Source organism: Polaromonas sp. Polasp52, from assembly GCF_059491565.1.
The window spans coordinates 5,148,418-5,172,724 of the sequence record NZ_CP168513.1; the positions used below are offsets into that span (position 1 = coordinate 5,148,418).

The 24,307-nt window shown below is 65.6% G+C and carries 24 protein-coding genes; 12 read left to right on the top strand and 12 right to left on the bottom strand.

The features are described from left to right. Nucleotides 1-22: 22 nt before the first annotated feature. Nucleotides 23-1,375, top strand: coding sequence for an LLM class flavin-dependent oxidoreductase (locus tag ACEN9P_RS24110; protein ID WP_495620692.1), 1,353 nt, complete (start codon nt 23-25; stop codon nt 1,373-1,375). A gap of 93 nt (nt 1,376-1,468) precedes the next feature. Here ACEN9P_RS24110 and ACEN9P_RS24115 read toward each other — a convergent pair whose 3' ends face one another. From ACEN9P_RS24115 to ACEN9P_RS24140, 6 genes are all read right to left on the bottom strand, one after another. Beyond that, nucleotides 1,469-2,425, bottom strand: a complete 957-nt coding sequence (locus ACEN9P_RS24115; protein WP_495620693.1) for a TauD/TfdA dioxygenase family protein — start codon at nt 2,423-2,425, stop codon at nt 1,469-1,471. Nucleotides 2,426-2,475: 50 nt separating this feature from the next. Next, entirely contained in the window at nt 2,476-4,275 is a 1,800-nt protein-coding gene (locus tag ACEN9P_RS24120; protein WP_495620694.1) for a phosphatase PAP2 family protein, read from the bottom strand. A 204-nt stretch (nt 4,276-4,479) separates the two neighbouring features. Continuing rightward, the gene (locus tag ACEN9P_RS24125; RefSeq protein ID WP_495620695.1) at nt 4,480-5,613 is read right to left on the bottom strand and encodes a sigma-54 interaction domain-containing protein; all 1,134 of its coding nucleotides are present in this window, start codon (nt 5,611-5,613) and stop codon (nt 4,480-4,482) included. Nucleotides 5,614-5,642: 29 nt separating this feature from the next. After that, a complete protein-coding gene (locus ACEN9P_RS24130) occupies nt 5,643-6,437 on the bottom strand; it encodes a MetQ/NlpA family ABC transporter substrate-binding protein (protein WP_477663816.1) in 795 nt (264 codons plus the stop codon). A 137-nt stretch (nt 6,438-6,574) separates the two neighbouring features. Next, nucleotides 6,575-7,240: a methionine ABC transporter permease gene (locus ACEN9P_RS24135; protein ID WP_477663815.1), complete on the bottom strand. Its 666-nt coding sequence runs from the start codon at nt 7,238-7,240 to the stop codon at nt 6,575-6,577. Beyond that, nucleotides 7,230-8,297 (bottom strand): methionine ABC transporter ATP-binding protein, encoded by a 1,068-nt coding sequence (locus ACEN9P_RS24140; protein WP_495620696.1) that lies wholly within the window; start codon nt 8,295-8,297, stop codon nt 7,230-7,232. Before ACEN9P_RS24140 ends, ACEN9P_RS24135 begins: the two co-directional genes overlap by 11 nt. Before the next feature lie 260 nt (nt 8,298-8,557). Here ACEN9P_RS24140 and ACEN9P_RS24145 point away from each other — a divergent pair, with 260 nt between their 5' ends. Both ACEN9P_RS24145 and ACEN9P_RS24150 read left to right on the top strand, forming a co-directional pair. Then, nucleotides 8,558-9,145, top strand: a complete 588-nt coding sequence (locus ACEN9P_RS24145) for a DUF2239 family protein (RefSeq protein ID WP_495620697.1) — start codon at nt 8,558-8,560, stop codon at nt 9,143-9,145. Continuing rightward, the gene (locus tag ACEN9P_RS24150; RefSeq protein WP_495620698.1) at nt 9,142-10,515 is read left to right on the top strand and encodes an MATE family efflux transporter; all 1,374 of its coding nucleotides are present in this window, start codon (nt 9,142-9,144) and stop codon (nt 10,513-10,515) included. The genes ACEN9P_RS24145 and ACEN9P_RS24150 overlap by 4 nt, the downstream gene beginning before the upstream one ends. 27 nt (nt 10,516-10,542) lie before the next feature. Here ACEN9P_RS24150 and ACEN9P_RS24155 read toward each other — a convergent pair whose 3' ends face one another. Continuing rightward, nucleotides 10,543-10,962, bottom strand: a complete 420-nt coding sequence (locus ACEN9P_RS24155; RefSeq protein ID WP_477663811.1) for a hypothetical protein — start codon at nt 10,960-10,962, stop codon at nt 10,543-10,545. A 322-nt stretch (nt 10,963-11,284) separates the two neighbouring features. Here ACEN9P_RS24155 and ACEN9P_RS24160 point away from each other — a divergent pair, with 322 nt between their 5' ends. Next, a complete protein-coding gene (locus tag ACEN9P_RS24160) occupies nt 11,285-12,391 on the top strand; it encodes an acyltransferase family protein (RefSeq protein WP_495620699.1) in 1,107 nt (368 codons plus the stop codon). Nucleotides 12,392-12,420: 29 nt separating this feature from the next. Here the strand turns inward: ACEN9P_RS24160 and ACEN9P_RS24165 are convergent, their stop codons facing one another. After that, the gene (locus ACEN9P_RS24165; RefSeq protein ID WP_495620700.1) at nt 12,421-13,734 is read right to left on the bottom strand and encodes an OmpA family protein; all 1,314 of its coding nucleotides are present in this window, start codon (nt 13,732-13,734) and stop codon (nt 12,421-12,423) included. Nucleotides 13,735-13,929: 195 nt separating this feature from the next. Between ACEN9P_RS24165 and ACEN9P_RS24170 the strand changes: the two genes are divergently transcribed. The 4 genes from ACEN9P_RS24170 to ACEN9P_RS24185 all read left to right on the top strand — a co-directional run bounded on the left by ACEN9P_RS24170 (nt 13,930) and on the right by ACEN9P_RS24185 (nt 15,903). Then, nucleotides 13,930-14,397: a hypothetical protein gene (locus ACEN9P_RS24170; protein WP_495620701.1), complete on the top strand. Its 468-nt coding sequence runs from the start codon at nt 13,930-13,932 to the stop codon at nt 14,395-14,397. Between the two features lie 120 nt (nt 14,398-14,517). Continuing rightward, nucleotides 14,518-15,162 carry a glutathione S-transferase gene (locus ACEN9P_RS24175; protein WP_495620702.1) on the top strand — a complete coding sequence of 215 codons (645 nt, stop codon included), beginning with the start codon at nt 14,518-14,520 and terminating at the stop codon, nt 15,160-15,162. Between the two features lie 39 nt (nt 15,163-15,201). Continuing rightward, the gene (locus tag ACEN9P_RS24180; protein ID WP_477663806.1) at nt 15,202-15,588 is read left to right on the top strand and encodes a hypothetical protein; all 387 of its coding nucleotides are present in this window, start codon (nt 15,202-15,204) and stop codon (nt 15,586-15,588) included. 57 nt (nt 15,589-15,645) lie between these two features. Further along, nucleotides 15,646-15,903, top strand: a complete 258-nt coding sequence (locus tag ACEN9P_RS24185; RefSeq protein WP_477663805.1) for a hypothetical protein — start codon at nt 15,646-15,648, stop codon at nt 15,901-15,903. Between the two features lie 6 nt (nt 15,904-15,909). Here the strand turns inward: ACEN9P_RS24185 and ACEN9P_RS24190 are convergent, their stop codons facing one another. From ACEN9P_RS24190 to ACEN9P_RS24205, 4 genes are all read right to left on the bottom strand, one after another. Next, nucleotides 15,910-16,170 carry a UBP-type zinc finger domain-containing protein gene (locus tag ACEN9P_RS24190; RefSeq protein ID WP_495620703.1) on the bottom strand — a complete coding sequence of 87 codons (261 nt, stop codon included), beginning with the start codon at nt 16,168-16,170 and terminating at the stop codon, nt 15,910-15,912. Nucleotides 16,171-16,181: 11 nt separating this feature from the next. Continuing rightward, complete coding sequence (locus ACEN9P_RS24195; protein WP_477663803.1) at nt 16,182-17,888, bottom strand: FAD-dependent oxidoreductase; 1,707 nt, start codon at nt 17,886-17,888, stop codon at nt 16,182-16,184. Between the two features lie 87 nt (nt 17,889-17,975). Next, nucleotides 17,976-19,127 (bottom strand): DSD1 family PLP-dependent enzyme, encoded by a 1,152-nt coding sequence (locus tag ACEN9P_RS24200; RefSeq protein WP_495620704.1) that lies wholly within the window; start codon nt 19,125-19,127, stop codon nt 17,976-17,978. 40 nt (nt 19,128-19,167) lie between these two features. Continuing rightward, nucleotides 19,168-20,085: an ornithine cyclodeaminase family protein gene (locus ACEN9P_RS24205; protein ID WP_495622227.1), complete on the bottom strand. Its 918-nt coding sequence runs from the start codon at nt 20,083-20,085 to the stop codon at nt 19,168-19,170. A 202-nt stretch (nt 20,086-20,287) separates the two neighbouring features. Here ACEN9P_RS24205 and ACEN9P_RS24210 point away from each other — a divergent pair, with 202 nt between their 5' ends. The 4 genes from ACEN9P_RS24210 (at nt 20,288) to ACEN9P_RS24225 (ending at nt 24,294) form a co-directional block, all read left to right on the top strand. Next, entirely contained in the window at nt 20,288-21,763 is a 1,476-nt protein-coding gene (locus ACEN9P_RS24210) for an MFS transporter (protein ID WP_495620705.1), read from the top strand. Nucleotides 21,764-21,843: 80 nt separating this feature from the next. Beyond that, complete coding sequence (locus ACEN9P_RS24215) at nt 21,844-23,103, top strand: DEAD/DEAH box helicase (RefSeq protein ID WP_495620706.1); 1,260 nt, start codon at nt 21,844-21,846, stop codon at nt 23,101-23,103. After that, nucleotides 23,103-23,558, top strand: coding sequence for a hypothetical protein (locus ACEN9P_RS24220; RefSeq protein WP_495620707.1), 456 nt, complete (start codon nt 23,103-23,105; stop codon nt 23,556-23,558). Before ACEN9P_RS24215 ends, ACEN9P_RS24220 begins: the two co-directional genes overlap by 1 nt. 190 nt (nt 23,559-23,748) lie before the next feature. Continuing rightward, nucleotides 23,749-24,294: a DUF2846 domain-containing protein gene (locus tag ACEN9P_RS24225; protein WP_477663797.1), complete on the top strand. Its 546-nt coding sequence runs from the start codon at nt 23,749-23,751 to the stop codon at nt 24,292-24,294. Nucleotides 24,295-24,307 lie beyond the last annotated feature (13 nt).

A 24,307-nucleotide genomic window follows, 5' to 3' on the forward strand; every position in this document is an offset into this window, starting at 1 on the left:
CCGCCAAACAGAAAGACATCTCATGACTCAACGCAAACTGCGCCTGGGCGCTTTCATCATGGCCACCGGCCACCACATCGCCGCCTGGCGGCATCCCGGCTCGCAGGTCGATTCGGGCGTCAACATCGACCATTACATCGAGGTGGCAAAAACCGCCGAGCGCGGCCTGTTCGACCAGGTGTTTGTCGCCGACAGCCCGGGCATGGCCTTCCACGGCGACGACGAGGCCTTCAGCCGGCAGGGCCGGGTGTCCTACTTTGAACCCGTCACGCTGTGGGCGGCCCTGTCGGCCGTCACGAAACACATAGGCTTTGTGGCGACGGCCTCCACCACCTATGAAGACCCCTTTTTGCTGGCACGCAAGTTCGCCTCGCTGGACCACCTCAGCAAGGGCCGCGCCGCCTGGAATGTGGTGACCACGGGCGCCGACAACGTCTACGGCAACTTCGGCCTGGACAAGCACCCCGAGCCCGGCGTGCGCTACGAACAGGCGCACGAGTTCATAGACGTCGTCAAAGGCCTGTGGGACAGCTTTGAGGACGATGCCTTCCAGCGCGACCCGGTGTCGGGCAAATACTTCGACCCGGCCAGGCTGCATGCACTCAACCACGTGGGCAAATACTTCAAGGTCAGCGGCCCGCTGAACCTCGAGCGCCCGCCGCAGGGCTATCCGGTGATCGTGCAGGCCGGCTCGTCCGAGCCCGGCCGCGAGCTGGCGGCGGCCTCGGCCGAAGCCATCTTCACCGCCTGGACCAGCCTGGCTGAGGCGCAGGCTTTCTACCGCGACGTCAAGGGCCGCCTGGCCAAATACGGCCGCCGGCCTGAACAGCTGCTGGTGCTACCGGGCATCTCCCCGGTGGTCGGACGCACGCAGCAGGAAGCCGAGGCCAAATGGGCCGAACTGCAAAAACTGATCCACCCCAGCGTGGGCCTGAACACGCTGCACACCTTCTGGCCCGGCGAGGACTTGACGAAGTGGAACCTGGACGCGCCGCCGCCCTACATCCCCGAACCGCCGCCCGGGCAGAACAGCCGCGCCCATGTGGTGCTGGAGCTGGCCAGGCGCGACAAGCTCACGGTGCGCCAGCTTTATGAATACCTGGCCGGCGCGCGCGGCCACTGGGTGGTAGTGGGCACGCCGCAGACCATTGCCGACAGGATGCAGGAGTGGTTTGAAAACGGCGCGGCCGACGGCTTTAACGTGATGCCGCCGGTGCTGCCCGAATCGCTCAATGATTTTGTCGAGCTGGTGGTGCCCGAGCTGCAGCGGCGCGGCCTCTTTCGCACCGAATATGAAGGGCGCACCCTGCGCGAGAACCTGGGCCTGGACCGGCCGGCCAACCAGTTCAGCGTCAAGGCGCAGAAGGTCGCCTAGCCCTCATTTAACTCATATTCATTCATCGGGTCCCAGTGGGTGGGATTTTTCAGGCCTGCGGTTTTGCACCGCAGGCCTTTTTTTATGCCGGTTTCAGGCGGCAACAGCCACGGCGGGTGTGGCGGCCTTCGCGGCGCCACCAGGCTGCGCCGCCTTGCCATGCACCGTCGAGCGCCGGCCGTCCACGCTGACAGGCACGTCGCCCGCCAGGGTCACGCGGCGCACCACGCGGTGCTGGTCGCCGTAGTCGTTGATGGCGTAGTGCTGGGTCGCGCGGTTGTCCCAGATCACCACGTCGCCCTGGGTCCAGCGCCAGCGCACGGTGTTCTCCAGGCGGATGATGTGCTCCTGCAGCACCGACAGCAGGTGCTGCGAATCGGCGCTCGAGTAGCCGACCAGCTTCTTGACGAAATGACCCAGCACCAGCGCGCGCTCGCGCGTTTCCGGGTGCACGCGCACCACGGGATGTTCGGCCTCATGCAGGGTGCGGGTGAAGACCTCGCGATAGTGCCGGGCGCCCTCGTCCGAGATGTCTTTCTCCGGGCGATGCGCGGCATAGTCGTAATCATTGCCGTGCACGGCCCAGAGTTTGTCGGCCAGTTCGCGCAGCGCCGGCGGCAGGCCCTGGTAGGCCGCGGCCGTGTTGGCCCAGACGGTGTCGCCGCCCCAGGGCGGAATCACCACGCCGCGCAACACCGAGATCTTGGGCGGCGCGACCGCGAAGGTCACGTCGGTGTGCCAGGAGTTGGCACGCCCGCCGTGCGCCGAATCGAGCTCCAGGATAAAACCCGTGCCCTCGCGCGTGGGCACCGTCGGGTGCGCCACCGGGTCGCCCAGCCGCTGGGCAAAGGCTTCCTGGGCAGCATCATCAAGGTGCTGTTGGCCGCGCAGGAACAGCACCTTGTGCCTGAGCAGCGCCTGGTTGAGCGCCACCACGGTGTCGCCGGAAATGTCCGCCGACAGCCGCAGGCCGCGCACCTCCGCGCCTATGCGGCCGGCCACTGGCGTGATGTCGAGGGTGGGATGGGACGAGGAATTGAGCTGGGTCATGGAATGCCTTTCTTGAATGGGAAATGGGGTGAAACCGCGGGAGCAGATGCTCAGACAATGGCCCGCGTGCCGTCGAAACGCGTGAAGGAAAAACCTTCGAAGGGCTCACGAAAGCTGGCCTTCTGTTCGCGCAGCAGGCTGATGACAAGGGCCTCGCCCTGGGCATAAGAGGCCGCCGCGTCGGAGCGCCAGTGGATGCCGGCCCAGGACCGCCCGGAGCCGTAATTCAGCGCCAGTTTGTTGAGCTCGCCGCCTATGGTCAGGGGCGGGCCCTGGTAAGGGATCAGCCGCGTCGGGTCGGCCGGGTCGGGCTGCACCGGGTTGGGAAACGGCTGGGATTCGTCGTAAAAGGCCTTGAGCAGCGTGGCCGTGACCGCGCCTATGATGGCCGCGCCGCCCGGGTAGGAGGAATGGATGGGCGCGCCTTCGGGATACACCTGCGAGAGCAGGAAGCTGCCGTTCTTGGCGCGGCTGCGCTCCAGCGCCTGGGAGTCCAGCAGCGCCGTGTGGATCGGGTAGTCGCTGGCGCCACTGGCCAGCCGGTGGTGCACCAGGCCGCCAAACGCCTCGGGCCGCAGCACGCGCTGGGCATACCACTTCTGGTAGTAGTTGATGCGGATTCCCAGCGAGGCAGCCAGCGAAAGAATGGACTGGAAGTAGGCCGCGCCAAAGGTGCCGGAGGCGCCGCCCTGCGTCTTCGACCTCAGGTAGGGATTGTTGGGCGCCAGCGGTATCTGCGCGCCCGGGTAGAGCCCGCCGTAGCCGGGGTCGGCGGGGGATGCCGGCGTGCTGAGCAGTTGGTTGCCGACGACCGTGAAGGCGGCGGGGGCGTGCGCGTAGGCGGCCAGGTCGCGCCCGGTGGCGATGTAACGCAGGGTCGGGTCCTGGGTGATCCGCCCGCGCGGCAAATGGCCGTTTTGCACATGCAGCCATTCATCGTAGGCCGTCAAAAACTCGCCGGCCGGGGCGTAGCTGCGAATGCGGGCGGACAGGCTCTGCGGCCCGAAGGGCACGTCGCGGTAGAGGAACTGCGAAATCACCGGACCGTCCACAACGCCAGGCGGTGTGACCCAGCGGCCCGTGCGGCCGCTGGGGTCCTTCGCATCGACATACAAGGCCGCGCCGCGAAACAAGGTCTGCGGCGTCACGCGGCCGTTGACCTTGGGGCCGTGGAAATCAGGCGCGCGGCTGATCTCTTCGGCGGCCAGCAACACGTCCTTGTGGCTGGTGCCCTCGCGGTATTCGCTCAGGGGCACGTCGCGCAGCAGCGATTTCCAGTACAGCTCGACGGCTTCACCGGCACGCGCCGCGCTGGCCAGCGCCGGCGCGGGCGGCAAGCTGAATTGCCCGGCGTTCAGCCCGTCGAGGCTGACAGCCAGCGTGCCCACCGGGTTGAGCAGCTTGCGCGTGCCGCCCAGCGGAATTTTCTCGAAGTCAGCCGGCTCGCGCGAGGCGAATGCCGCGGTGGCCAATTTCCATGCGGCCGGGTCCACCTCGCCGCGGGCGTTGTGCGGCAAGGCGCGGCTGTCCGAACCTATCCTGTTCGGGTAGCGGTCTTCATCGCCATTGGTGGGATGCGGCGGGATGGGCAGCTCGGCATTGGCCTTGGCCAGGCCGGTACGCAAGGCCGATGCGCGCTGGCGAAAGTGTTCGTCATAGGCATGCTCCGCCGTGGCGCTACCCTGCGCCGCCGCAGGCAGCGCAGTCAACAAAGCCGGAGCTGCCGCCGTGGCGGCCAGGCCGGCGAGGCCGGCGCCGGCCCGGCCAAGAAAGCCGCGCCGCGGGAGGTTCTGCGGCGCGCCGCTGGAATCACTGGAATCGCTGAGGGTGCTTGGGATGTGCTGGGACATGAAGACCTTGAAAAAAATGAAGGTGTGACAGCCGGCATGCCAACAGCGCGGCTGTGGCATGCCGCCCAGTTACTGCAGAAGCCATGCCAGCGAAACCGGCCTGTGGGGAGGGGATTTGGCGTCCCGGCTGCTGGAAAACAAACAGTGCCGTGATGAATGCAGCACAGCGCGCACCACCCTGCGCAAAATGCAGCAGTGAGTGGCTCAGTCCGCGGTCGCCGATGCCAGCGATGCCACCGGCTCTGAAACATCATGCGCTGCATCGAGCAGGCCATGGCGCTTGAGCAGGGTTCGCAGCACATTGCGTGACAGGCCCAGCCGGCGCGCGGTGTGCACCTGGTTGCCGCCGCACAGTTCGTAGGCGGTCTTGACCAGGGTTTCTTCGACCTGGTTGAACAGCCCGGGCTGCTCGGCCTTCATGCGCTGCAGCAGTACTTCGCGCAGCGCGTCGGATGGGGGAGCGGGAACAAGTTCGGCCGCGGTGTCTTCGCCCTGCGCTGCCGGCGGTGCCGGCCTGCGGCCGCGCGATGCGCCGGCGACCGAGCGCTGGATCACCTGCAAATCCACCGCCGTCAGGACGCTGTTGGGCGCCACGATGAGCGCGTAATGCACGACGTTCTCGAGCTCGCGGATATTGCCCGGCCAGTCATGCGCGAGCAAGGCTTGCTCGGCGTCGAGCGACAGCCTGGCACCGGTGACGCCCAGGCGCTGCGAATAACTGGCCAGGAAATGGCGCGCCAGCGGCAGGATGTCGCCGGGGCGCTCATACAGCGGGCGTAACTCCAGCGTGGCCACGCTGATGCGGTAATAGAGGTCGGCGCGGAAGTGGCCGGCGGCCACCGCGTTGCGCAGGTCGACGTTGGTCGCGGCGATCAGGCGCACATCCAGCGCAATGGGCTTGCGCGAGCCCAGGCGCACCACCTGGCGCTCCTGCAACACGCGCAGCAGCTTGACCTGCAGGGCCAGCGGCAGGTCGCCGATCTCGTCGAGGAAGAGCGTGCCGCCGTTGGCGGCCTCGAACCAGCCCGCGCGCGCTTGCGAGGCGCCCGTGAAGGCGCCGCTTTCATGGCCGAACAGCTCGGCATCGATCAGCGCTTCGCTGAAGGCGCCGCAGTTAACCGCCAGGAAAGGCCCGCGCCGGCCGCTGCCCTGGTGCACGCGGCGCGCCAGCAATTCCTTGCCGGTGCCGGTCTCGCCGATGATCAGCACCGTGGCGTCGGTGGGCGCGACCTGCTCGACGCGCGCCAGCAGCGCGACCGAGCCCGGGTCCTCGAACACCAGCGCCTTGGCGCGTATGGACAAGGCGCCGGCATCGGGAAGCGTCAGCAGCTGTGACATGCGCGCGCCTCAGGCCTGGGAGGCTTGCTTCAGAAACCGGCCAGCACCGCGCCCTTGAACTCGGCCTGCACGTACTTGCGGATTTCTTCCGAGTGGTAGGCCTTCACGAGCTTGGCAACCCAGGGCTTGTCCTTGTCCTGCTCACGCACGGCCAGCAGGTTGACGTAAGGCGACTTGGCCGCTTCCTGCGCAATCGCGTCCTTGGGATTGAGGCCTGCCGACAGCGCATAGTTGGTGTTGACGGCCGAGGCGTCCAGGTCGTCCAGCGAGCGCGGCAGCTGCGCGGCGTCGAGTTCCACGAACTTGAGCTTCTTGGGGTTCTCGACCACATCCAGCGGCGTGGCCTTGAGGCCGGCTTCGGGCTTGAGCTTGATCAGGCCCTTGTCCTGCAGCACCAGCAGCACGCGTCCGCCATTGGTCGGGTCGTTGGGGATGCCGAAGCGCGCGCCTTCCTTCAGCTCGGCCAGGCTTTTGACTTTCTTGGAGTAAAGGCCGATCGGGAAGTTGACGGTATAGCCGACGTTGACGATCTTGTAGCCGCGGTCCTTGACTTGCTGGTCCAGGAAGGGCTTGTGCTGGTAGCTGTTGGCGTCCAGGTCGCCGGCGGCCAGCGCGGCATTGGGCTGGATGTAGTCGCTGAATTCGACGACCTGGATTTTCAGGCCGTCTTTTTCGGCGATCTTTTTGACCTGCTCAAAAATCTGCGCGTGCGGGCCGGCGGTGACGCCTATCTTCAGGGGTTTGTCCTGCGCCAGCACGGCAGAGGAGAATGAGGCGGCCAGCGCGAGCGCGACGGCCGATTGGATGAGAGTGCGTTTGTTCATGGTGTTTCCTTTGGATGAATTGAAAAAATCTTGTCCCCTCCTCCCCTGGGAGAGGTTTCTGTCTTGCTCCTTCTCCCCCGGAGGAGGGAGAAACTCAGGGAGTCAACATCGCTGTTGACAGGCGATGAAGGCTCGGCTCATTTGTGGCTCAGCCTGCGCACGGCCCAGTCGCCCAGGCTTTGCACCGCCTGTACAAACAGGATCAGCACCAGCACCACGGCCAGCATGACTTCGGGCAAAAAGCGTTGGTAGCCGTAGCGGATGCCGAGGTCGCCCAGGCCGCCGCCGCCAATCGCGCCGGCCATGGCCGAATAACCGGTCAGGCTCACAAAGGTGATGGTCAGGCCCGCGACGATGCCGGGCAGCGCCTCGGGCAGCAGCACCTTGAGCACGATCTGCCGCGTGCTCGCGCCCATGGCCTGCGCGGCTTCGATCAGGCCGTGGTCCACCTCGCGCAGCGAAGCCTCCACCAGGCGCGCGATAAAGGGCGCCGCCGCAATCGTGAGCGGCACCACTGCGGCTGCCGTGCCTATGGAGGAGCCGGTCAGAAAGCGCGTGAGCGGGATGATGGCCACCAGCAAAATGATGAAAGGCGTGGAGCGCACGGCGTTCACCAGGCCGCCGACCACGCGGTTCACGCCCGCGTTGCGCAGCACGCCGCCCTCATCGGTCAACCGCAGGAAGACACCCAGCGGCACGCCTATCAGCGCACCGACCAGGCCCGAGATGCCGACCATGATGATGGTCTCCCACAGCGAACTGACAAACAGCTCCAGCAGGGCTTGCGAAAAATTACTGAACACTGGCGAGCCTCCCGGTCAGATCCGCGCCGACTTCATCGACATGCACCCCGGCGCCGCGCAGATGCGCCACCGCCGCGCTGAGCTGGGCACGCGCGCCGCGCGCGAACACCGCGAGCGAGCCGAAAGGTTTTCCCTGGATTTCATCAACCTGGCCGTGCACGATGGAAAGATCAATGCCAAAACGGCGGATCACGTCCGACAGCAGCGGCCGGTCGGACTCATCGCCCGCGAACGCCAGGCGCAGCAGTTGGCCTTCTTCGGCGTGCTCTGCACTCATCAGTGTCCGGATGCGCGCAAGCACGCTGTCGGGCAAGTCCTGCGGGACGATCTCGGCAATCAGGCTGCGGGTCGTCTCGTGCTGCGGCCGCGTGAAGACGTCGATGACCGGCCCGCTTTCCACAATGCGTCCCGCGTCTATCACCGCGACGCGGTCGGCCACCTGCTTGATCACCTGCATCTGGTGGGTGATCAGCACGATGGTCAGGCCGAACTCCTTGTTGATCTGCTTCAGCAGGCCCAGGATGGAGCGTGTGGTTTCCGGATCCAGCGCCGAGGTGGCCTCGTCCGACAGCAGCACCTTGGGCCGGTTGGCCAGCGCACGCGCAATGCCCACGCGTTGCTTTTGCCCGCCGCTGATCTGCGCCGGATAGCGGTCCGCCAGGGCGCTCAGGCCCACCAGTTCCAGCAGCGGCCCGACCCTGGCCTTGATCTCATCGGCCGGCAGCCCGGCGATCTCCAGCGGCAGGGCCACGTTGCCGTAGACCGTGCGCGAGGAAAGCAAATTGAAGTGCTGGAAGATGATGCCGATGTCGCGACGCGCCACACGCAGCGCCTCGCCGCCCAGCGAGCTCAGCTCGCGGCCGCCCACCAGCACCTGCCCGGCGGAGGGCCGGTTCAGCAGGTTGATGACCCGCACCAGTGAGCTTTTGCCGGCGCCGCTGCGGCCGATGATGCCGTAGACCTCGCCCGGCTGGATGTGAAGGTCGACGCCCCTGAGCGCTTCGACCGGGCCCGTGGGGCCCTGGTAGGTTTGAACAATACCTTTGAGTTCGATCATGAAATCCCGCTGACTTTTGCCGCCTTCGAGCTTCTTGTGGAAAACCGCGAGGCGCTTTTAATTTTGAACAGACAGCGAATGTAGAAGCCTGAAGCTCAAACTCAAAAGAATATTAAATAGGTTAATTAGATGAAATTCAGCCTATGTAAATAATTGCACCCGGCTTCAATAGGGCTGGACAATTTATACCCGGGTGTTATAAAATTAATTCACCCGGATTAAATTAATCCTCTTTTTTGCCATTTATTGAGCCTGTTGCCATGCCATCCCAACCATCTCCTGAAACTTCCCCGCGCCTGGTCGCCTTCTCAGGCTTCCGGCAAGTTGCCGCCGGCGACCCTGCGCAAGTCCTCGGCGCGCTGCGCAAGCTGTCCAGCACCGAAGAGCTGCTGCGTGTTTTTAACGAGGCCACCGGCGAGCGCATAGACCTGGACCTGCGCCCCGAGGCGGATTTGCCGTCCTCGCCGGCCACCGCTGAAGCGCCGCAAACATCCGCCGCGCGCCCCGTGGGCCGGCCCAAACTCGGTGTGGTCGCGCGTGAGGTCACGCTGCTGCCCCGGCACTGGGAATGGCTGGGCAGCCAGCCCGGCGGTGCCTCCGTCACCCTGCGCCGGCTGATTGATGAGTCGCGCAAGGCCAGCGAAGGCCGGGTCAGCGTACGCACCTCGCGCGAAAACGCCTACCGCTTCATGAGCGAGATGGCCGGCGATTTCGCGGGCTTTGAAGAAGCCAGCCGCGCACTGTTCGCGGGCGACAAGCCCAAATTCGAAGGCCTGGTCGCGCCCTGGCCGCAAGACGTTCGCCTGCAGCTGGCGAAGCTGGCGGCCGCCGGCTGGAGCGCCGAATGACGCCGCCCGCCGCCAAAACGCTGAGCGAGGGCGTGCCGATGTGGAAAACCTTCGCGGCCTTTCTGGGCCCCATGCTGCTCAGCAACATCCTGCAATCGCTCTCGGGCACGATCAACAACATCTACATCGGCCAGATGATTGGTGTGGGAGCGCTGGCGGCCGTGACCAGCTTTTTCCCGCTCATGTTTTTTCTCATCGCCTTCACCATCGGGCTGGGCGCGGGCGCGTCGGTGCTGATAGGCCAGGCCTGGGGAGCGCGCGACACCGGCAAGGTCAAGGCCGTCGCCGGCACCACCCTGGCGGTGGGCGCGGGATTCGGCCTCACGGTCGCCGTTTTTGGCGGCGCCTTCACCGCGCCGCTGCTCAAGGCCCTGGGCACACCGCCCGACATCCTGGCCGATGCCACGCTTTATGCCCGCATCATGCTGGTCGCCATGCCGGGGCTGTTCGTCTTCCTGCTGTCGACCTCCATGCTGCGCGGCGTGGGCGACACGGTGAGTTCGCTGTACACGCTGTGCATTTCCACCGCCTGCGGCCTGCTCGTGACGCCCGCGCTCATCCTGGGCTGGGGCGGCCTGCCCAAGCTGGGCGTGGCCAGCAGCGCGGTGGCCACCATCCTGTCCTTCCTGGTCTCGACCGCCTGGCTGGCCCGGCGCCTGCACGCCATCAAGAGCCCGCTGGCACCCGACGCCGAATTCAGGCGCCTGCTGCGCGTGAACCCCGCCATCCTCAAGACCGTGCTCAAGGTCGGCGTACCCACCGGGGCGCAGCTGGTCGTCATCTCGCTCGCCGAGATCGCCCTGCTCTCGCTGGTCAACGGCTATGGCTCCAGCGCCACGGCGGCCTATGGCGCGGTGAACCAGGTGGTGGCCTATGTGCAGTTCCCGGCCATTTCCATCGCCATCACCGCCTCCATCCTGGGCGCGCAGGCCATAGGCGCGGGCCGCACCGACAGGCTGGGCGCCATCACACGCACCGGGCTGCAGATGAACCTGGCGCTGACCGGCGTGCTGGTCTTGCTGGGCTATCTGTTCTCGCGCCACCTGATGGCCCTATTCATCACCAGCGAACCGGTGATAGAGCTGTCGCAAACCCTGCTGCACATCATGCTGTGGAGCAGCGTGGTCTTCGGCATGCAGGGCGTGGTCTCGGGCGTCATGCGCGCCAGCGGCACGGTCTGGGTGCCCATGGGCATTTCGATTTTCTGCATCGCGCTGATCGAGGTGCCCACGGCCTGGGTGCTCAGCCACCGCATAGGCATCAACGGCATCTGGATTGCCTACCCCGTCACCTTTATCGCGATGCTGGGCCTGCAGACCGCCTATTACCGGCTGGCGTGGAAGAAAAAAACGATACGGCGCTTGATATAGGGACAGGCCCCAGGCACCGGCGCCGCTTCAGTGGCGTATGAACTGCGCATCCGGCACGGCGAACAGCCCGTCGTTGCCGGACTTTCCGTCCAGGAACTCCCCGCCCACACGAAGCGCCTCCGCGATCAGGCGTTTCACGCCGTCGAGCTTGTCGGCCAGGCCCGGCGAGATGCCCACGAAGGAATAGACGCAGTAGCTTTCATGCCGCACCACGGCAAACTCGCCGTCCATCACAAAGGCGTAACACCAGGCGGCATCCGTCCTGCCGGCCAGCGAAACCGGCAGCAGGCAGGCCTTGACGCCTTCGTCGACGGCCCAGGTCTGATGCTGGAGTTCCTGGGAAGCGGCGTCCGCGGAGTGGACGAACTTGCGTATCTTGCGCTTGAGGTCGGGTGTCCAGAATGAGTCAAAAACATCCCGGGCAACGGGTTGAATCACGAATGCCATGGTGGTCTCCTACGAAGGGCTGGCGGGTGTCGGAATCGGGGGTGGAGTAGCCCCCGGCGGTCGCTGATTGCCGGACCATATTCGATTTCCCGGCCGCCATTGCGGCGAATTGTCCGTGGCTGGAAATTTGAAGTGGGATAGTCGCAATCCGGCATTCGGTGCCCATGGACACCGAGCCCGTTCAAGGTCCGTTCAAGGCCTGTTCAGCGACTGTTCAACACCCTGTTAAGCGCTGTTTCAAGGCGCTTACAAAGCCTTGCTACCATGGGTGCGTCCCCCCCATCACCAGGGCCCCGCGCCCGCCGGCACACCGCAGGCATCGATGATTTCCCCCACCATGAACCGCCGCAACCCCGCCATCGACATCGCCAGGGGCATAGGCATCCTCCTTGTGGTGCTGGGGCATAACTGGACAGTCCTGCAGGAAAGAGGCGAGCTCTTCCGGGTGATTTATTCCTTTCACCTGCCGCTCTTTTTTTTCCTGTCGGGCCTGTTCCTGAAGGACAGCGGCGACCTCGGGAAATCGCTACTGTCGCGCGCCGACACGCTGCTCAAGCCCTACTTCGCCGTGTTGCTGCTGCTGGGCATCGGCGAGATGCTGGCCCCGCAGGCTGTACCGGTGGCCGGCACCACGCCGCTCGCGTATTTCACCGGCGTCCTCTATGGCACCGCGCCCACCATTGCCTGGACACCGCTGTGGTTCTTGCCGCATCTGTTTGTCGCCTCGGTCCTGGCCACGGCTTTGCTGCGCGCCACCCGGAATCTTCCCAGGCGCAACACCGCGCTGTGGCTGCTCGCCTCTGCCCTGCTGGCGGCCGGCGTGGGCTGCATAGACGGGTTCTGGCAAACCGGCACCGGGGAGGCGCTGCGCTTCATGGGCCTGGAGCGTTTGCCCGGCCTTCCCTGGAGCCTGGACCTGCTCCTGGTCAGCACACCCTTCATGCTCTTCGGCCATCTGCTCGGCAAGCCCGTGGCGGCCCTGCGTTTCAGCCTCTTCAAGTTTGCGGCCGCTGCCCTCGCCTTCGCCGCGCTGCACAGCTGTTCCGGCGAAACCATGGACCTGAACCTGCGGGTGTACGGCCATCCGCTCATCGCCACCTTGCAGGCGGGGCTGGGCATCTATCTTGTGCTGAGTGTTTCCGCGCTGTTGCAGCGCCATGCGCTACTGCGGCGCCCGCTGGCTTATATCGGGTCGGCAAGCCTGTTTATCCTGCTGTTCCATTACGTCGTGCAGGGACGGGTTTTTCTGCTGCTGTCCCACGTCAGCCGCAACGAGGTGTCCGTAGGCGCGGCAAGCTTTGCCGCAGGGGTGATGCTGCCCCTGGTTTTGCTGGAGCTGGTGCGAAGGCAAAAGTATCTGGTACTGCTGCTGTTGCCCATGCGCGCCGGCCCCGCGCTGCCGCAAAATGCCCCCGGCAAATCGCCGTGAACCGGGCCGCCGCTTGCCTGGCGGTCTGCTTATTTGCCTTTGGGCGTGATCACCACATCCACGCGCCGGTTGCGGGCCCGGCCCTCCTCGGTGGTGTTGTCGGCCACAGGCTGCGACTTGCCATAACCCTTCACCGCAAGGCCCGCCGCGGGCACGCCCTCCTGCGACACAAAATAGTCCTTCACCGCGGCGGCCCGCTTGTCTGAAAGTGCCTGATTGGCGGCCTCATTGCCGACATTGTCGGTATGGCCCGAGACCATCACCGCCGCATCGGCGAACTTCTTCACCCGGTCGGCCGCCTCATGCAGCGTCTGCCGCGCTTCGGGCTTGAGCACCGCCTTGCCGGTATCGAAGAGCACGGCCGAATCGAGCGCAATGGTGACCGCCTTGGGCGGCGTGAATGCGTCGAAGTCGTAGGGGCCTTCGAACCTGGCGCGGAAATCCACCGTTTCCGCCGACAGGTCCAGCCGCAGGATCACCGGCTGGCGTTTGTCGACCTTGCAGCTCATCACGCCGCGCTTGTCCAGCGTGGTGTTGCCCAGGGAAAGCTCGCACAGCCGTTCGGAGCGCAAGGTGTACAAGCTCACCGCCAGCGCATTGCTCGTGGCGGCCGAGATGTTTTTGCCGTCGCCCGTCACGACCAGCTCGCCCGGCCCGGCATTGAAGGCGTAGTAATACGACACGGCCTTTTTGATGCCCTCACCCTTGATGCGGTTGCCCTTGAGCCGGGTCGGCTCGTCGATGTCGGTGGAGCCCGCGCCCGCAATCACCGGGGCCGCACCGGCCGCCTGCGGCACCGGCAGCTCGACAGGGCCTTCCAGCGCCAGCGCGTAATCAATCGTCTCTTCGCTGAGGTCCAGGCGCAGGATCAGCGGCTGGGCTTTTTCGACCTGGCAGTTGATCACCAGGGTCTTGTCGGCATTGGTGTTGCCGTGTGATTCGGAACACAGCTTGTTGGCTTTGAGGTCATACAGCCCAAAGGCCAGCGCCTGGGTCGCGCCGCTGGGCGAGTTCTTGGCCGTGGCGGTGATCTTGATGGCGCCGGGGCCGCCGTTGAGCGCGTAGTAGTAGCTCAGCTTCTGCTTGATGCCCACGCCCTTGATTTCTTTCGCGGGCAAGGGCGTCGGGCTGTCGGGATCGGTGGATGCGGCAGGCGCCATCGCAACAGGTGCGGCGGAGGCGGCCGACGCAGGCGCCGAAGGCGTTGCGGCAGGTGGCGCGACCGCCGCCGGCACCGCAGTTGCCGCCGGCCGGGGAGTCTCGTCTTTTTTGCCGCAACCGGCCAGTGTGAGGCCCAAGCCTGCAGCCATGCCCAGCAGCACAAGTTGTTTTGTGATTGTCATAAGCCTCCCAGATGGTTCTTGCTGTTGTGATGCCAGTCCGTAATGTGCGGTACGGCGCTGTTGACTGTCAATCGCGATATTCCAAAGTAACTCGAAGTAACCGAAGGGCAAACCAGGTGAACGATTCATGCCGGCAGCTTCCCGGCGCCAACCGGATTTCAGCGCTACGATGGCTTCATCCCCAGGAGATGCGTCATGAACGAGGAACTCTCACGTCTGGCAACCGCGATCCACATGAACGAGCCGCAGTGCGAGCCGCTTCGCCTTGCCTTTGGCCTGGCCTGCGCACAACGCACGGAACACCTGCTCGAAAGCCCTCAGGCCATTCGCTGCCTGGCGGTCCTTAGATCTTTTGTGGAAGGCACATCAGACCGGCCCGCCCTGGCGAAGGCGGCACAGGAAATTGCCGGGGTGGCCAACAGCCACAGGGGATCCAACTCCATTGATGGCTCGGCCCACGCAGCCGTCTCCGCCACCTACGCCGTGGCCAATGCCCTTGCCGGCCAGGCCCTGGACGCAGCGGGCTACGCGGCTTACGCTGCCGTCTATGGTTACGGCGGTTACGCGGTCACCGACCCATCGGCTTTTGAAGGGGAGTTCGCCTGGCAGCTTGAAAAGTTAAGCGAACTGGCCCGGACCTTCACGGTGCATAGCGACGGCTGACACGGTGCCTCATCTGGTTTCCGCACAAGGCCTGTGCATGTGCCGCTTGCGCGGTATAAACGTCAGGTCTTCTTGATTCCCTTCGCATTCGTGACCGGCCAACCCTGAACAGGAACTCCCATGCAGCTCATAGGAATGCTCGACTCCCCCTACGTCCGCCGCGTAGCCATTTCCCTGCAGCTTCTGGGCCTGCGCTTTGAGCACCAGTCGGTCTCGGTGTTCAGCACCTTTGAGAAATTCCGCGCCATCAATCCGGTCGTCAAAGCGCCCTCGCTGGTCTGCGACGACGGCACGGTGTTGATGGATTCCACACTCATCATTGACTATGCCGAAGCGCTGGCGGCGCAGGCGCCGGCCGGCAGGAGCTTGATGCCTTCCACGCTGGCCGAGCGCCAGCAGGCCCTGCGCGTGATTGGCCTGGCCCTGGCCGCCTGCGAAAAAAGCGTGCAGATCATTTACGAACGCATGCTGCGCCCCGCCGAGAAACTGCACCAGCCCTGGGTGTCGCGCGTGAGCAGCCAGCTGCTGGCGGCCTACGGCGAACTTGAGGCCGAGCTGCAGCGCAAACCCCTGGCCGTGAGCAGCGACACCATGGGCCAGGACGGCGTGACCGCAGGCATCAGCTGGCATTTCACGCGGGCCATGCTGCCCGAGGTGGTGAACGCGGCGGACTTCCCGGCCTTGCGCGAGTTTTCCGCGCGGGCTGAGCAGTTGCCCGCGTTCATGGCTGCGCCGCATGGCGACAGCACCTACGTTTCCCGCTAAAGCCTTTTTGCATCCGCCGAATCCCCAAGGAGACCCCGCATGAAAAAGTCGCTGATGGTCCTCGCGCTTTTTTTCGCAAGCTTTCAGGCGGCCTTCGCCATGTCGCTCAAGGATGCGGGAGAAAACCTTCTGTACTTTGAGCATGCAAAGCTCAGTGCCGAGCACTGCGAGAGGCAGCAAGTTGCCGTCCGGCCCGCTTTCAACAGCTGGCAGCAGCAAACCCTGCCCCTATACCGCCAGTCAACCGATGCGATACGCGCCGAGGGCGCCAAAAGAGGGCTGTCCAGGTCCGAACAGGAAGATGTTCTTGCCGCGGCGATTGAGAACCAGAGAAAACTTGCACAGGACAACATCGCCAGAAAAGGCGTTGCCTGCAAGAACTTCGGGGCGGTTCTGGATATGTATTCCGGGCTGCTCAAGCGCTGAATATCCAGAAGACGGCCGGGGTGGACGGGTCCGCCCCCGGCCGCTAGGATGGACAGCATGGCCCCAGACTCCATTCCCGCCCCGGAACCCAATCCGGAATTCTCCGAACAAAAGGTCAATGAGGCCAGGGATGCCTGGTGCACAACCTATGTCCATGTCTGGGCCGATCTTTCGAAGGGCCACTACGACAAGGACGCGGTGCAAAAAGCCGCCGACGAACACTGGCAGCGCAGCCCGCGATCCAGCCCGGTGATGGTGGCCACCACGGAGTTCACGAAGGCGGCGAAGGCCGCGCCGCCGCCTGCCGCGCCCTAACCCTCCCTAGCCCACCTGCAGCTGGTGCTCATAACACCACATCCAGCTTTCGCCCGGTTCAAAGGACTGGATCACCGCATGGCCCGTGGCCTCATGGTGTTTGCTCGCATGCTGGTTGATGGAGTCGTCGCAGCAGCCGATATGGCCGCAGTGCACGCACAGCCTCAGGTGCACCCAGGTTCCGCCCATGGCCAGGCACTCTTCGCAGCCTCTGGCATTCGGTGAATGATTCTTGGCCGGGACATGGTCGCAGGGTTTGATACGCATCAGGAATCTCCTCAGGCCGTTGCCGCGGCGCGTTCCATGGCCGCCAGGTGCTGGTGAATCATCGCGACCGCCGCAGCGCCCTCGCCGATTGCGCCGCCCACGCGCTTGACGGATCCGCTGCGCACGTCGCCCACGGCGAACAGGCCCGGGATGTTGGTCTCCAGCGGCGCGGGTTTGTAGTCGGAATGTTTGCAGGTCACGCTTTCGCCGGTGCGCACAAAGCCGTGCGCGTCCAGGGCCACGCCGCAGCTGTCCAGCCAGGCGGTTTCCGGGTCCGCGCCGACAAACAGGAAGACATTGCGCACCTCGGCGTCGTGTTCGGTGCCGCGCTGGCGGTTGCGCCAGGTCACGGCATTCAGGCCCGCGTTGCCGTCGCCGTGCAGCTTGACCACCTCGGTCTGCGGCAGCAGCTCGATATTGGGCGTGGCGTCTATGCGGTCTATCAGGTAGCGCGACATGCTGGCCGCCAGGCTGGGGCCGCGCACCAGCATGTTGACCTTGGCCGCGTGCTGCGACAAAAACACCGCGGCCTGCCCGGCCGAATTGCCGCCGCCCACCAGCACCACCTCGGTCTGGCTGCACATTTTGGCTTCCAGCGCCGAAGCCCAGTACCAGACGCCGCGGCCCTCAAACTCGGCCAGGCGCGGCACCTCGGGGCGGCGGTAGCGCGCGCCGCTGGCCACCACCACGGTCTTGGCGCGCAGCACGCGGCCGTCGGTCAGCTTCACATGCAGCTCGCCCTTGATGGCCTTGGCCGCGCAGTCCAGCGACTGGGCCTGCGCGGGGATCAGCATCTCCACGCCGAATTTCTGCGCCTGCACATAAGCGCGGCCGGCCAGGGCTTGGCCCGAGATGCCGGTCGGGAAACCCAGGTAGTTCTCGATGCGCGCGCTCGCGCCGGCCTGGCCGCCATAGGCGCGGCAGTCCAGCACGATGACCTGCAGGCCTTCGGAGGCCGCATACACCGCCGTCGCCAGGCCGGCGGGCCCGCCGCCCACCACGATCACGTCAAACAATTCGCTGCGCTCGGCGGTGTCCACCATGCCCATGCAGCGGGCCAGCTGGTTTTCGCCGGGGTTCACCAGCACCGAACCGTCGGGGCAAACCGCCAGCACGTCACCGGCAGCGGCGCCGTACTCCACCATCAGCGCGGCGGCATCGGCGTCTTCGGCGATGTCGACCACATGGTGGGGTTCGCCGTTGCGGTTCAAAAAGCTTTGCAGCCGCACCACGGCGGCCGACTGCGGCCGGCCTATCAGCACCGGGCCGCTGGCGCCGGCTTCGATCAGCGCGACACGCCGCAAAATCAACGCGCGCACCACACGCTCGCCCAGGTCGGCTTCGGCAATGATGAGGGCACGCAGCTGGCTGGGCGGCACCAGCAAGGTGTCCACCTCGTCCTCGGCATGGCCGTCCACCAGCGCCGGCGCGCCCGACAGCTGGCCCACCTCGGCCAGGAACTGGCCCGGCCCCTGCGTGACGATGGGCACCACATGGCCCAGGCCGTCGCGCTGGGTGATGGTGACCGAGCCCTTGAGCACCACAAACATGCCGGGGCCGGGCTCGCCGGCGGCAAACAGCCTGTCGCCTCTTTTGAAATGCAGCACGCTGCCAAAGCGGCGTATGCGCGCGATCTCCGCCGGGCTCAGCACCGGGAACATCTGGTGGCGCCGGCTCTCGGCCAGCGGCGGGGGTGTGGGGGTTGGGTCGTCAGCCATCAAAAACTCCGGTCGGCAGGCCCTGCCGCGCAGCGCCCAGGCCGCCATGATGACTGATTAGCGGGCTATCTGCATCTCCAACCTGGGTTACCAGCCGTACAAACGTCGCCAGGTCGCCACTTCGCCGTTCTCGGCCAGCGCATGGTATTCGGGGTGCTGCGCGCCGGTGGCGCAGGCGTGGTTGGGCAAGATGCGCAGCTGCGTGCCGACCGGGAAACGCTTCGCGATATCGGTATCGGGCGCGCCTTCGCGCGAGAGTATGCCGTGCTCCTGGTTGGCGCCGCTGAGCACATAACCGGCCAGCACCTCGCCCTCGGCGTCGCAGACCTGGCCGTAGCCGAAGTCATGCGCCTGTTTTTGGGTGCCGCGGTCGCGACTCATGGCCATCCAGCCGGCGTCCACAATCGCCCAGCCCTTGTCCACCTGGTGGCCTATGACCGTGGTCAGCACGCTGAGTGCGATGTCGTCGGTGGTGCAAACGCCGATGTTGTGCATCACCAGGTCAAAGAACACATAGACCCCGGCGCGCACCTCCGTCACGCCGTCGAGCTGCGCCGCCGACAAGGCCGTGGGCGTGGAGCCCACGCTGACCACCGCGCAGGGCAAGCCCGCCTCGCGCACACGCTCGGCGGCCCGCACGCAGGCGGCGCGCTCCAGCTCGGCCATGGCGGCCAGCGCCTCGGGCGTATTGAGGTCATAGCTGGAGCCCGCATGCGTCATCACGCCGCCCAGCACCATGCCGCCCTGGTGCAGCGCGCGTGCCACGTCGAGCAAGGCGGCCTCGCCGGGCTTGATGCCGGAGCGGTGGCCGTCGCTGTCGATTTCTATCCAGACCTCGAACTTTTCGCCATGCTCGCGGCCGAAGGCGGCAATCGCCGCGGCCGAGGCCACGCTGTCGGTGATGATCTTCAAGTCGCAGCCCTGGCGCCGCAACGCCAGCGCCTGCGGCAGCTTGGCCGGCACCATGCCGACCGCATAAAGGATGTCGTTAAAACCGTCGGCGTAAAACTGCGCGGCCTCCTTGAGCGTGGACACCGTGATGCCTTCGGCCCCGGCCCTGGCCTGGGCGCGCGCCACCGGCGTGCATTTGCTGGTTTTGACATGCGGCCTGAAACGCACACCCAGCGCATTCATGCGCTGCTGCATGCGTTCTATGTTGCGCTGCATGCGCGCCAGGTCTATCACGGCGGCGGGCGTGTCCAGCGCGGCCAGGGGGTGGGACTGGGTGGTGGCGGTCAAGGGAATCTCCGGGGGGCTATGTGGAAATCAATCAGGTCAGTTACCAGGGCCAGGCAATGCTTTGGCCCTTGCCGGCAAGGCGCGCGCGCTGCTCCAGCATGCGCGCAACCGTGAGGTCTTGCAAGGCGATGCCGGTCATGTCAAACACGGTGATGTCGCCGGCGCCGCGCGCAAAGCCGGCCTTGCCCGACAGCACATCGCCGATTTCGGTGCAGGCGGTGTCGGGTGCCCATTGCAGCTCGCCTATGCCGCGCGACTGGGCGGCATCGTCCACAAACACCCGCGCCCTGGCCAGCAGGCCCTCGGGCAGCTCGCGTTTTCCTTTGGTGTCGCTGCCCACCGCATTGATGTGGGTGCCGGGCTGGACAGCGGCCAGCTCGAACAGCGGGCCCTTGCCGGTGGTGGCCGTGATCAGCACATCGCTTTGGGCCACGGCGGCATTCACGTCCGCCGCATGCGCGATGGCGCGCTGCCCGGCAAACAAGGCTTCAAACACGGGCTTGGGACGGCCATCGGCCGTCGCGTAAAACACCTGGCGCAGCCCGGGCAGCTGGCGAATGGCAAAACGCAGCTGCGCCTGCGCCTGCACGCCGGTGCCAAAGACGCAGACCGTGCGGCTATCGGGCCGTGCCAGCTGCAGGCCCAGGCCGCCGGCGGCGCCGGTGCGCTCGGTGGTGACGGCGTTGCCGTCTATCAGGCAGGTAGGCCGGCCGGTGGCGGGGTCAAACAACATGATGGTGGCCTGGTGGGCGTCTGCGCCTCGCGCGGGGTTGCCGGGCCAAAAACCTGCTGCCTTGAAGCCCAGCAGCGACTGCGCGCCCACGTCGCCCGACTTGATGCCGAACACACCGCCGGTGGCCAGCCTTTCACGCACCAGCGAGAACACGCGGCCCTCTCCCTGGCTGTGCAGCACAAAGGCCTCGCGTGTGACCTCGAGCACATCGGCGGGCAGCAGCATGGCCTCTACCGCGTGTTTGTCCAGCAGCAGGAGTTGTGCCTCGGCCGGTGGAATGGCGTTTGGCGCAGTCTGGCCAAAGCTGGCAGGATGGCGCTTGGGGCCGGGCGTTTGGGCTTCATTCAACATCTAGAAATATTATCCATTATTGGACAATTTGTCAAACAAGCTACTTCCCTTTCACCCGTCCATTGCAGGAGACTCCATGCCCGGCAACCCGCACGCCCCTTGTGACGAAGGCATCATCCGCGCCCAGGCCGGCGACTGCGGCGTGACGGCGCATCCCAAGCTGGCGCTGGCCGCCACGGTGCTGGGTTCTTCCATGGCTTTTATCGACGGCTCGGTCGTCAACATCGCCCTGCCCGCCATCCAGCGCGACCTGGCCGGCGGCTCGGCCTCCGGGCTGGCCGAGATGCAATGGGTCATCAATGCCTATTTGCTCTTGCTGGGCTCGCTGGTGCTGGTGGGCGGCTCGCTGGGCGACCGATTTGGCCGGCGCAAGATTTTTATCATGGGCATCGCGCTGTTTACCGCCGCCTCCATCGCCTGCGGCATCGCGCCCGGGCCGCTGGCGCTGATCGCGGCGCGCGCCCTGCAGGGCGTGGGCGCGGCGCTGCTGGTGCCGGCCAGTCTGGCCATCATCGGCAATGTGTTTGAGGGCGAGGCACGCGGCAAGGCGATCGGCACCTGGGCCGCCTGGGCGGCGATCACCGGCGCGGCCGGGCCTGTGCTGGGCGGCTGGCTGGTCGACGCGGTGTCGTGGCGCTCCATCTTCTTTTTGAATGTGCCCATGGCCTTCGCCACCGTGTGGCTGGCCCTGTACGCCGTGCCCGACAGCCGCGACCCCGACGCGCCCCAGCAGCTCGACTGGCCCGGCGTGCTGCTGGTGGCCAGCGGCCTGGGCGGCCTGACCTACGGCCTGACCCTGGCGCCCGAGCGCGGCTGGCAGGCGGCCGAAGTGCTGGGCCCGATCGCGCTGGGCGCGGCGCTGCTGCTGGCCTTCGTCTTTGTGCAGGCCCGCACGCGCGCGCCCATGATGCCGCTGGGCCTGTTCAAGTCGCGCGATTTTGTGGGCACGAATTTGCTCACGCTGCTGCTGTACTTCGCGCTCAGCGGCGCGCTGTTCTTTTTGCCCTTTGTGCTGATAGGCGCCTTCCACTATTCCACCACCGCCGCGGGCGCGACCTTGCTGCCCTTCTCGCTGCTGCTGGGCTTTCTGTCGCCGGCCACCGCCAGACTCACCGAACGTTTTGGCGCACGCGCCATGCTGATGGCCGGGCCGGCCGTGGCCGCCGCGGGTTTTGCGCTGCTGGCCCTGCCCGGCGTGGGCTGGCCTTACTGGGCCGGCTTTTTCCCGGCCATGGTGGTGCTGGGCCTGGGCATGACGATTGCCGTCGCGCCGCTGACCACCACGGTCATGAACGCCGTGCCCGCCGCCCATGCCGGCATTGCCTCGGGCATCAACAACGCCGTCGCGCGGGTGGCCGGCCTGCTGGCCGTGGCGCTGCTGGGCGTCGTGTTTGCCGCCGCGCTGCAAGGCCCGATGCAGTCGGCCCCGCCCGAAGTGCTGGTCGCGGCCTTTCGCTGGGTGGTGCTGGGCTGTGTGCTGTGCGCCCTGGGCGCATCGGCCTGCGCGCTGCTGTTTCTGGCGCCGGCCGGGGCTAAAAGCACGCGGCCTTAAACTTGAGGCTTCAGGCGGCCTTGCCGGGCTCGCTCCACGCGGCCAACACCGCGTCCTCCCACCCTCCTCCACACCACCCCATGCCATTTTCCTCACTGGGCTTTTCGCCCGCGCTGCTGCCCCTGCTGCTGCGCGCCCTCGACGAAAAAGGCTATACCGCCCCCACGCCCATCCAACAGGCCGCCATCCCGGCGATCCTGGAAGGCCGCGACCTGGTGGCCTCGGCGCAGACAGGCTCGGGCAAGACCGCGGCCTTTGCGCTGCCGCTGCTGCAGCGCCTGGCGACCAGTGCCGCGCCCAGCGGCCACCGGCCCGTGCGCGCGCTCATCCTGGTGCCCACACGCGAGCTGGCCGCGCAGGTCGGCGAGGCCATCGTGAGCTTTGCCAAATATTTGCCCCAGCGCGTGAAAGTCGCGGTGGTATTTGGCGGCGTCTCCATCAACCCGCAGATGATGAATCTGCGCGGCGGTGCCGACATCGTGGTCGCCACACCGGGCCGCCTGCTGGACTTGGTGGACCACAACGCCCTGACCCTGGCCGGTACCACCAGCCTGGTGCTGGACGAAGCCGACCGCCTGCTGGACCTGGGCTTTGGCGAGGAACTGAATCGCATCCTGGCCCTGCTGCCGGCCAAGCGCCAGACCCTGTTCTTTTCAGCAACCTTCCCGCCCGCGATTGAAGCCCTGGCCGCCAGCCTGCTGCGCAAGCCCTTGCGCGTGGAAGTCGCGCCCGCCGTACAAGCCGTACCCGACATTGCCCAGCGCGCCATCGAAGTCGACGCCCCCCGCCGCACCCAGTTGCTGCGCCACCTGGTGCAGACCGAAAAATGGGAACGTGTGCTGGTGTTTGTCGCGACCAAACACGCGACCGAAATCGTGGCCGACAAGCTGCGCAAAGTGGACATCCAGGCCGAACCCTTCCACGGCGAACTGAGCCAGGGCAAACGCACCCAGGTGCTGCAGGACTTCAAGATCAAGGCCGTGCAAGTCGTGGTCGCCACCGACGTCGCCGCGCGCGGCATAGACATCGCGCAGCTACCGGTCGTCGTCAACTACGACCTGCCACGCTCGGTCACCGACTACACCCACCGCATAGGCCGCACCGGCCGGGCCGGTGAATCGGGTGTGGCGCTGAGTTTTGTGAGTGTGGATACCGAGGCGCATTTCAAGCTGATTGAAAAGCGCCTGGGCCTCAAAGTGCCACGCGAGCAGGTCGCGGGTTTTGAGCGGGTGGAAGTCGCGGTCGTGAACCCGGTGGATCCCGCGGGGACGGGTGGGATCAAGGGGAAGCGGCCTAGCAAGAAGGATAAGTTGCGGGCTGCGGCGGCAAAGGACAGCTGATGAACATCGTGCAGATCACTAGGATAGCGCTGGCGCCCTGCAGCATGGCTCTTGCGCTACTGGCAAACCCATCCGCGTTCGCGGCGGACCCGGATATCCAGGGCTGCTGGCAAGGCGAAAGCGTTGTCATCTACCTCAAGGAGGGAAGCAGCAGAACCCAGGCTGGCAATTGCTCTTTCAAGGTCGTTTCAGACCGCATCCTCATGCGTTGCCCCGTGTCCGGCAGTGAAGCCCAGATTGATTACAGCTACCGCATCACCAAGCCGGGCACCTATACCGCCACCATGATCTCTCACAGCTCCCGCCCCGATCTTGTGGGAGGAAGCCGCGACTACGAATATCGCCTCGAAGGTGAACGGCTGCTCATCACCACCTATCCACAAACAACCACTCCGTTGGCGCCTACAGCCGCGGTCAAGGCTGAATCGGTTTCGATTCGGGCAGCTTGCAAATAGAGCCTGCAAAGGCCAAGACTTGCCCGGCGCCTTTAAAGCTGGCGTTACAAAGGCGGCGACCTCACGCCCCTGGAAAAGCTCGTCCTCACGGCCGTCTTGGCGCGAACCTGGGAAGAGGAATGAATATGGCTGCGCAATCCATCGCCGATGAGCAAGACCTGTACTCGGCGCCAGCTATAGTTCAAGTCCTATGAGCATCTCACACCTTTCCGTAGCGCCATCCAACCTTCTGCACCGGGTGCGTGCCTGGCGACTTGCGGCCTTGTCAGCTTTGGGCGCTCTCCTGCTTTTGCAGGGTTGTGCCACCGGCCCGAAAGGCCCGTTTTTTGCGCCGGCATCGCCTTCAGCTGAGGCAGCGACGGTTTACGTCTATCGCCTGGATACGCCACCGTACCTCAGAAAGCCCGACGTCAAAATCAACGACGTGGTCGTTGGCGAACTGCCCACCAACAGCTACACAGTCGTCAAACTGAAGCCCGGTAACTACACCGTGAAGACCAACTGGAACGGCACGCTCTCCCTGGGACTCGACGGCCTCATTCTCAACGCGGATACGGCCCTTTCCGTCGCTGCCGGAAAATCGTACTACGTGAACCTCGTTGGCAGGCTGAGTGTCGCCGGCACGGCGGTGGGCTATGGCGCCAGAATCATCAGCGAGGAGTTGGCTGAGCCACCAGGCGCCATTTACCTGTGCGCCTTCATTCCGCCTGCGAACGTGGGCATTGAGCCCAGGTGAAACTCTTCACTTG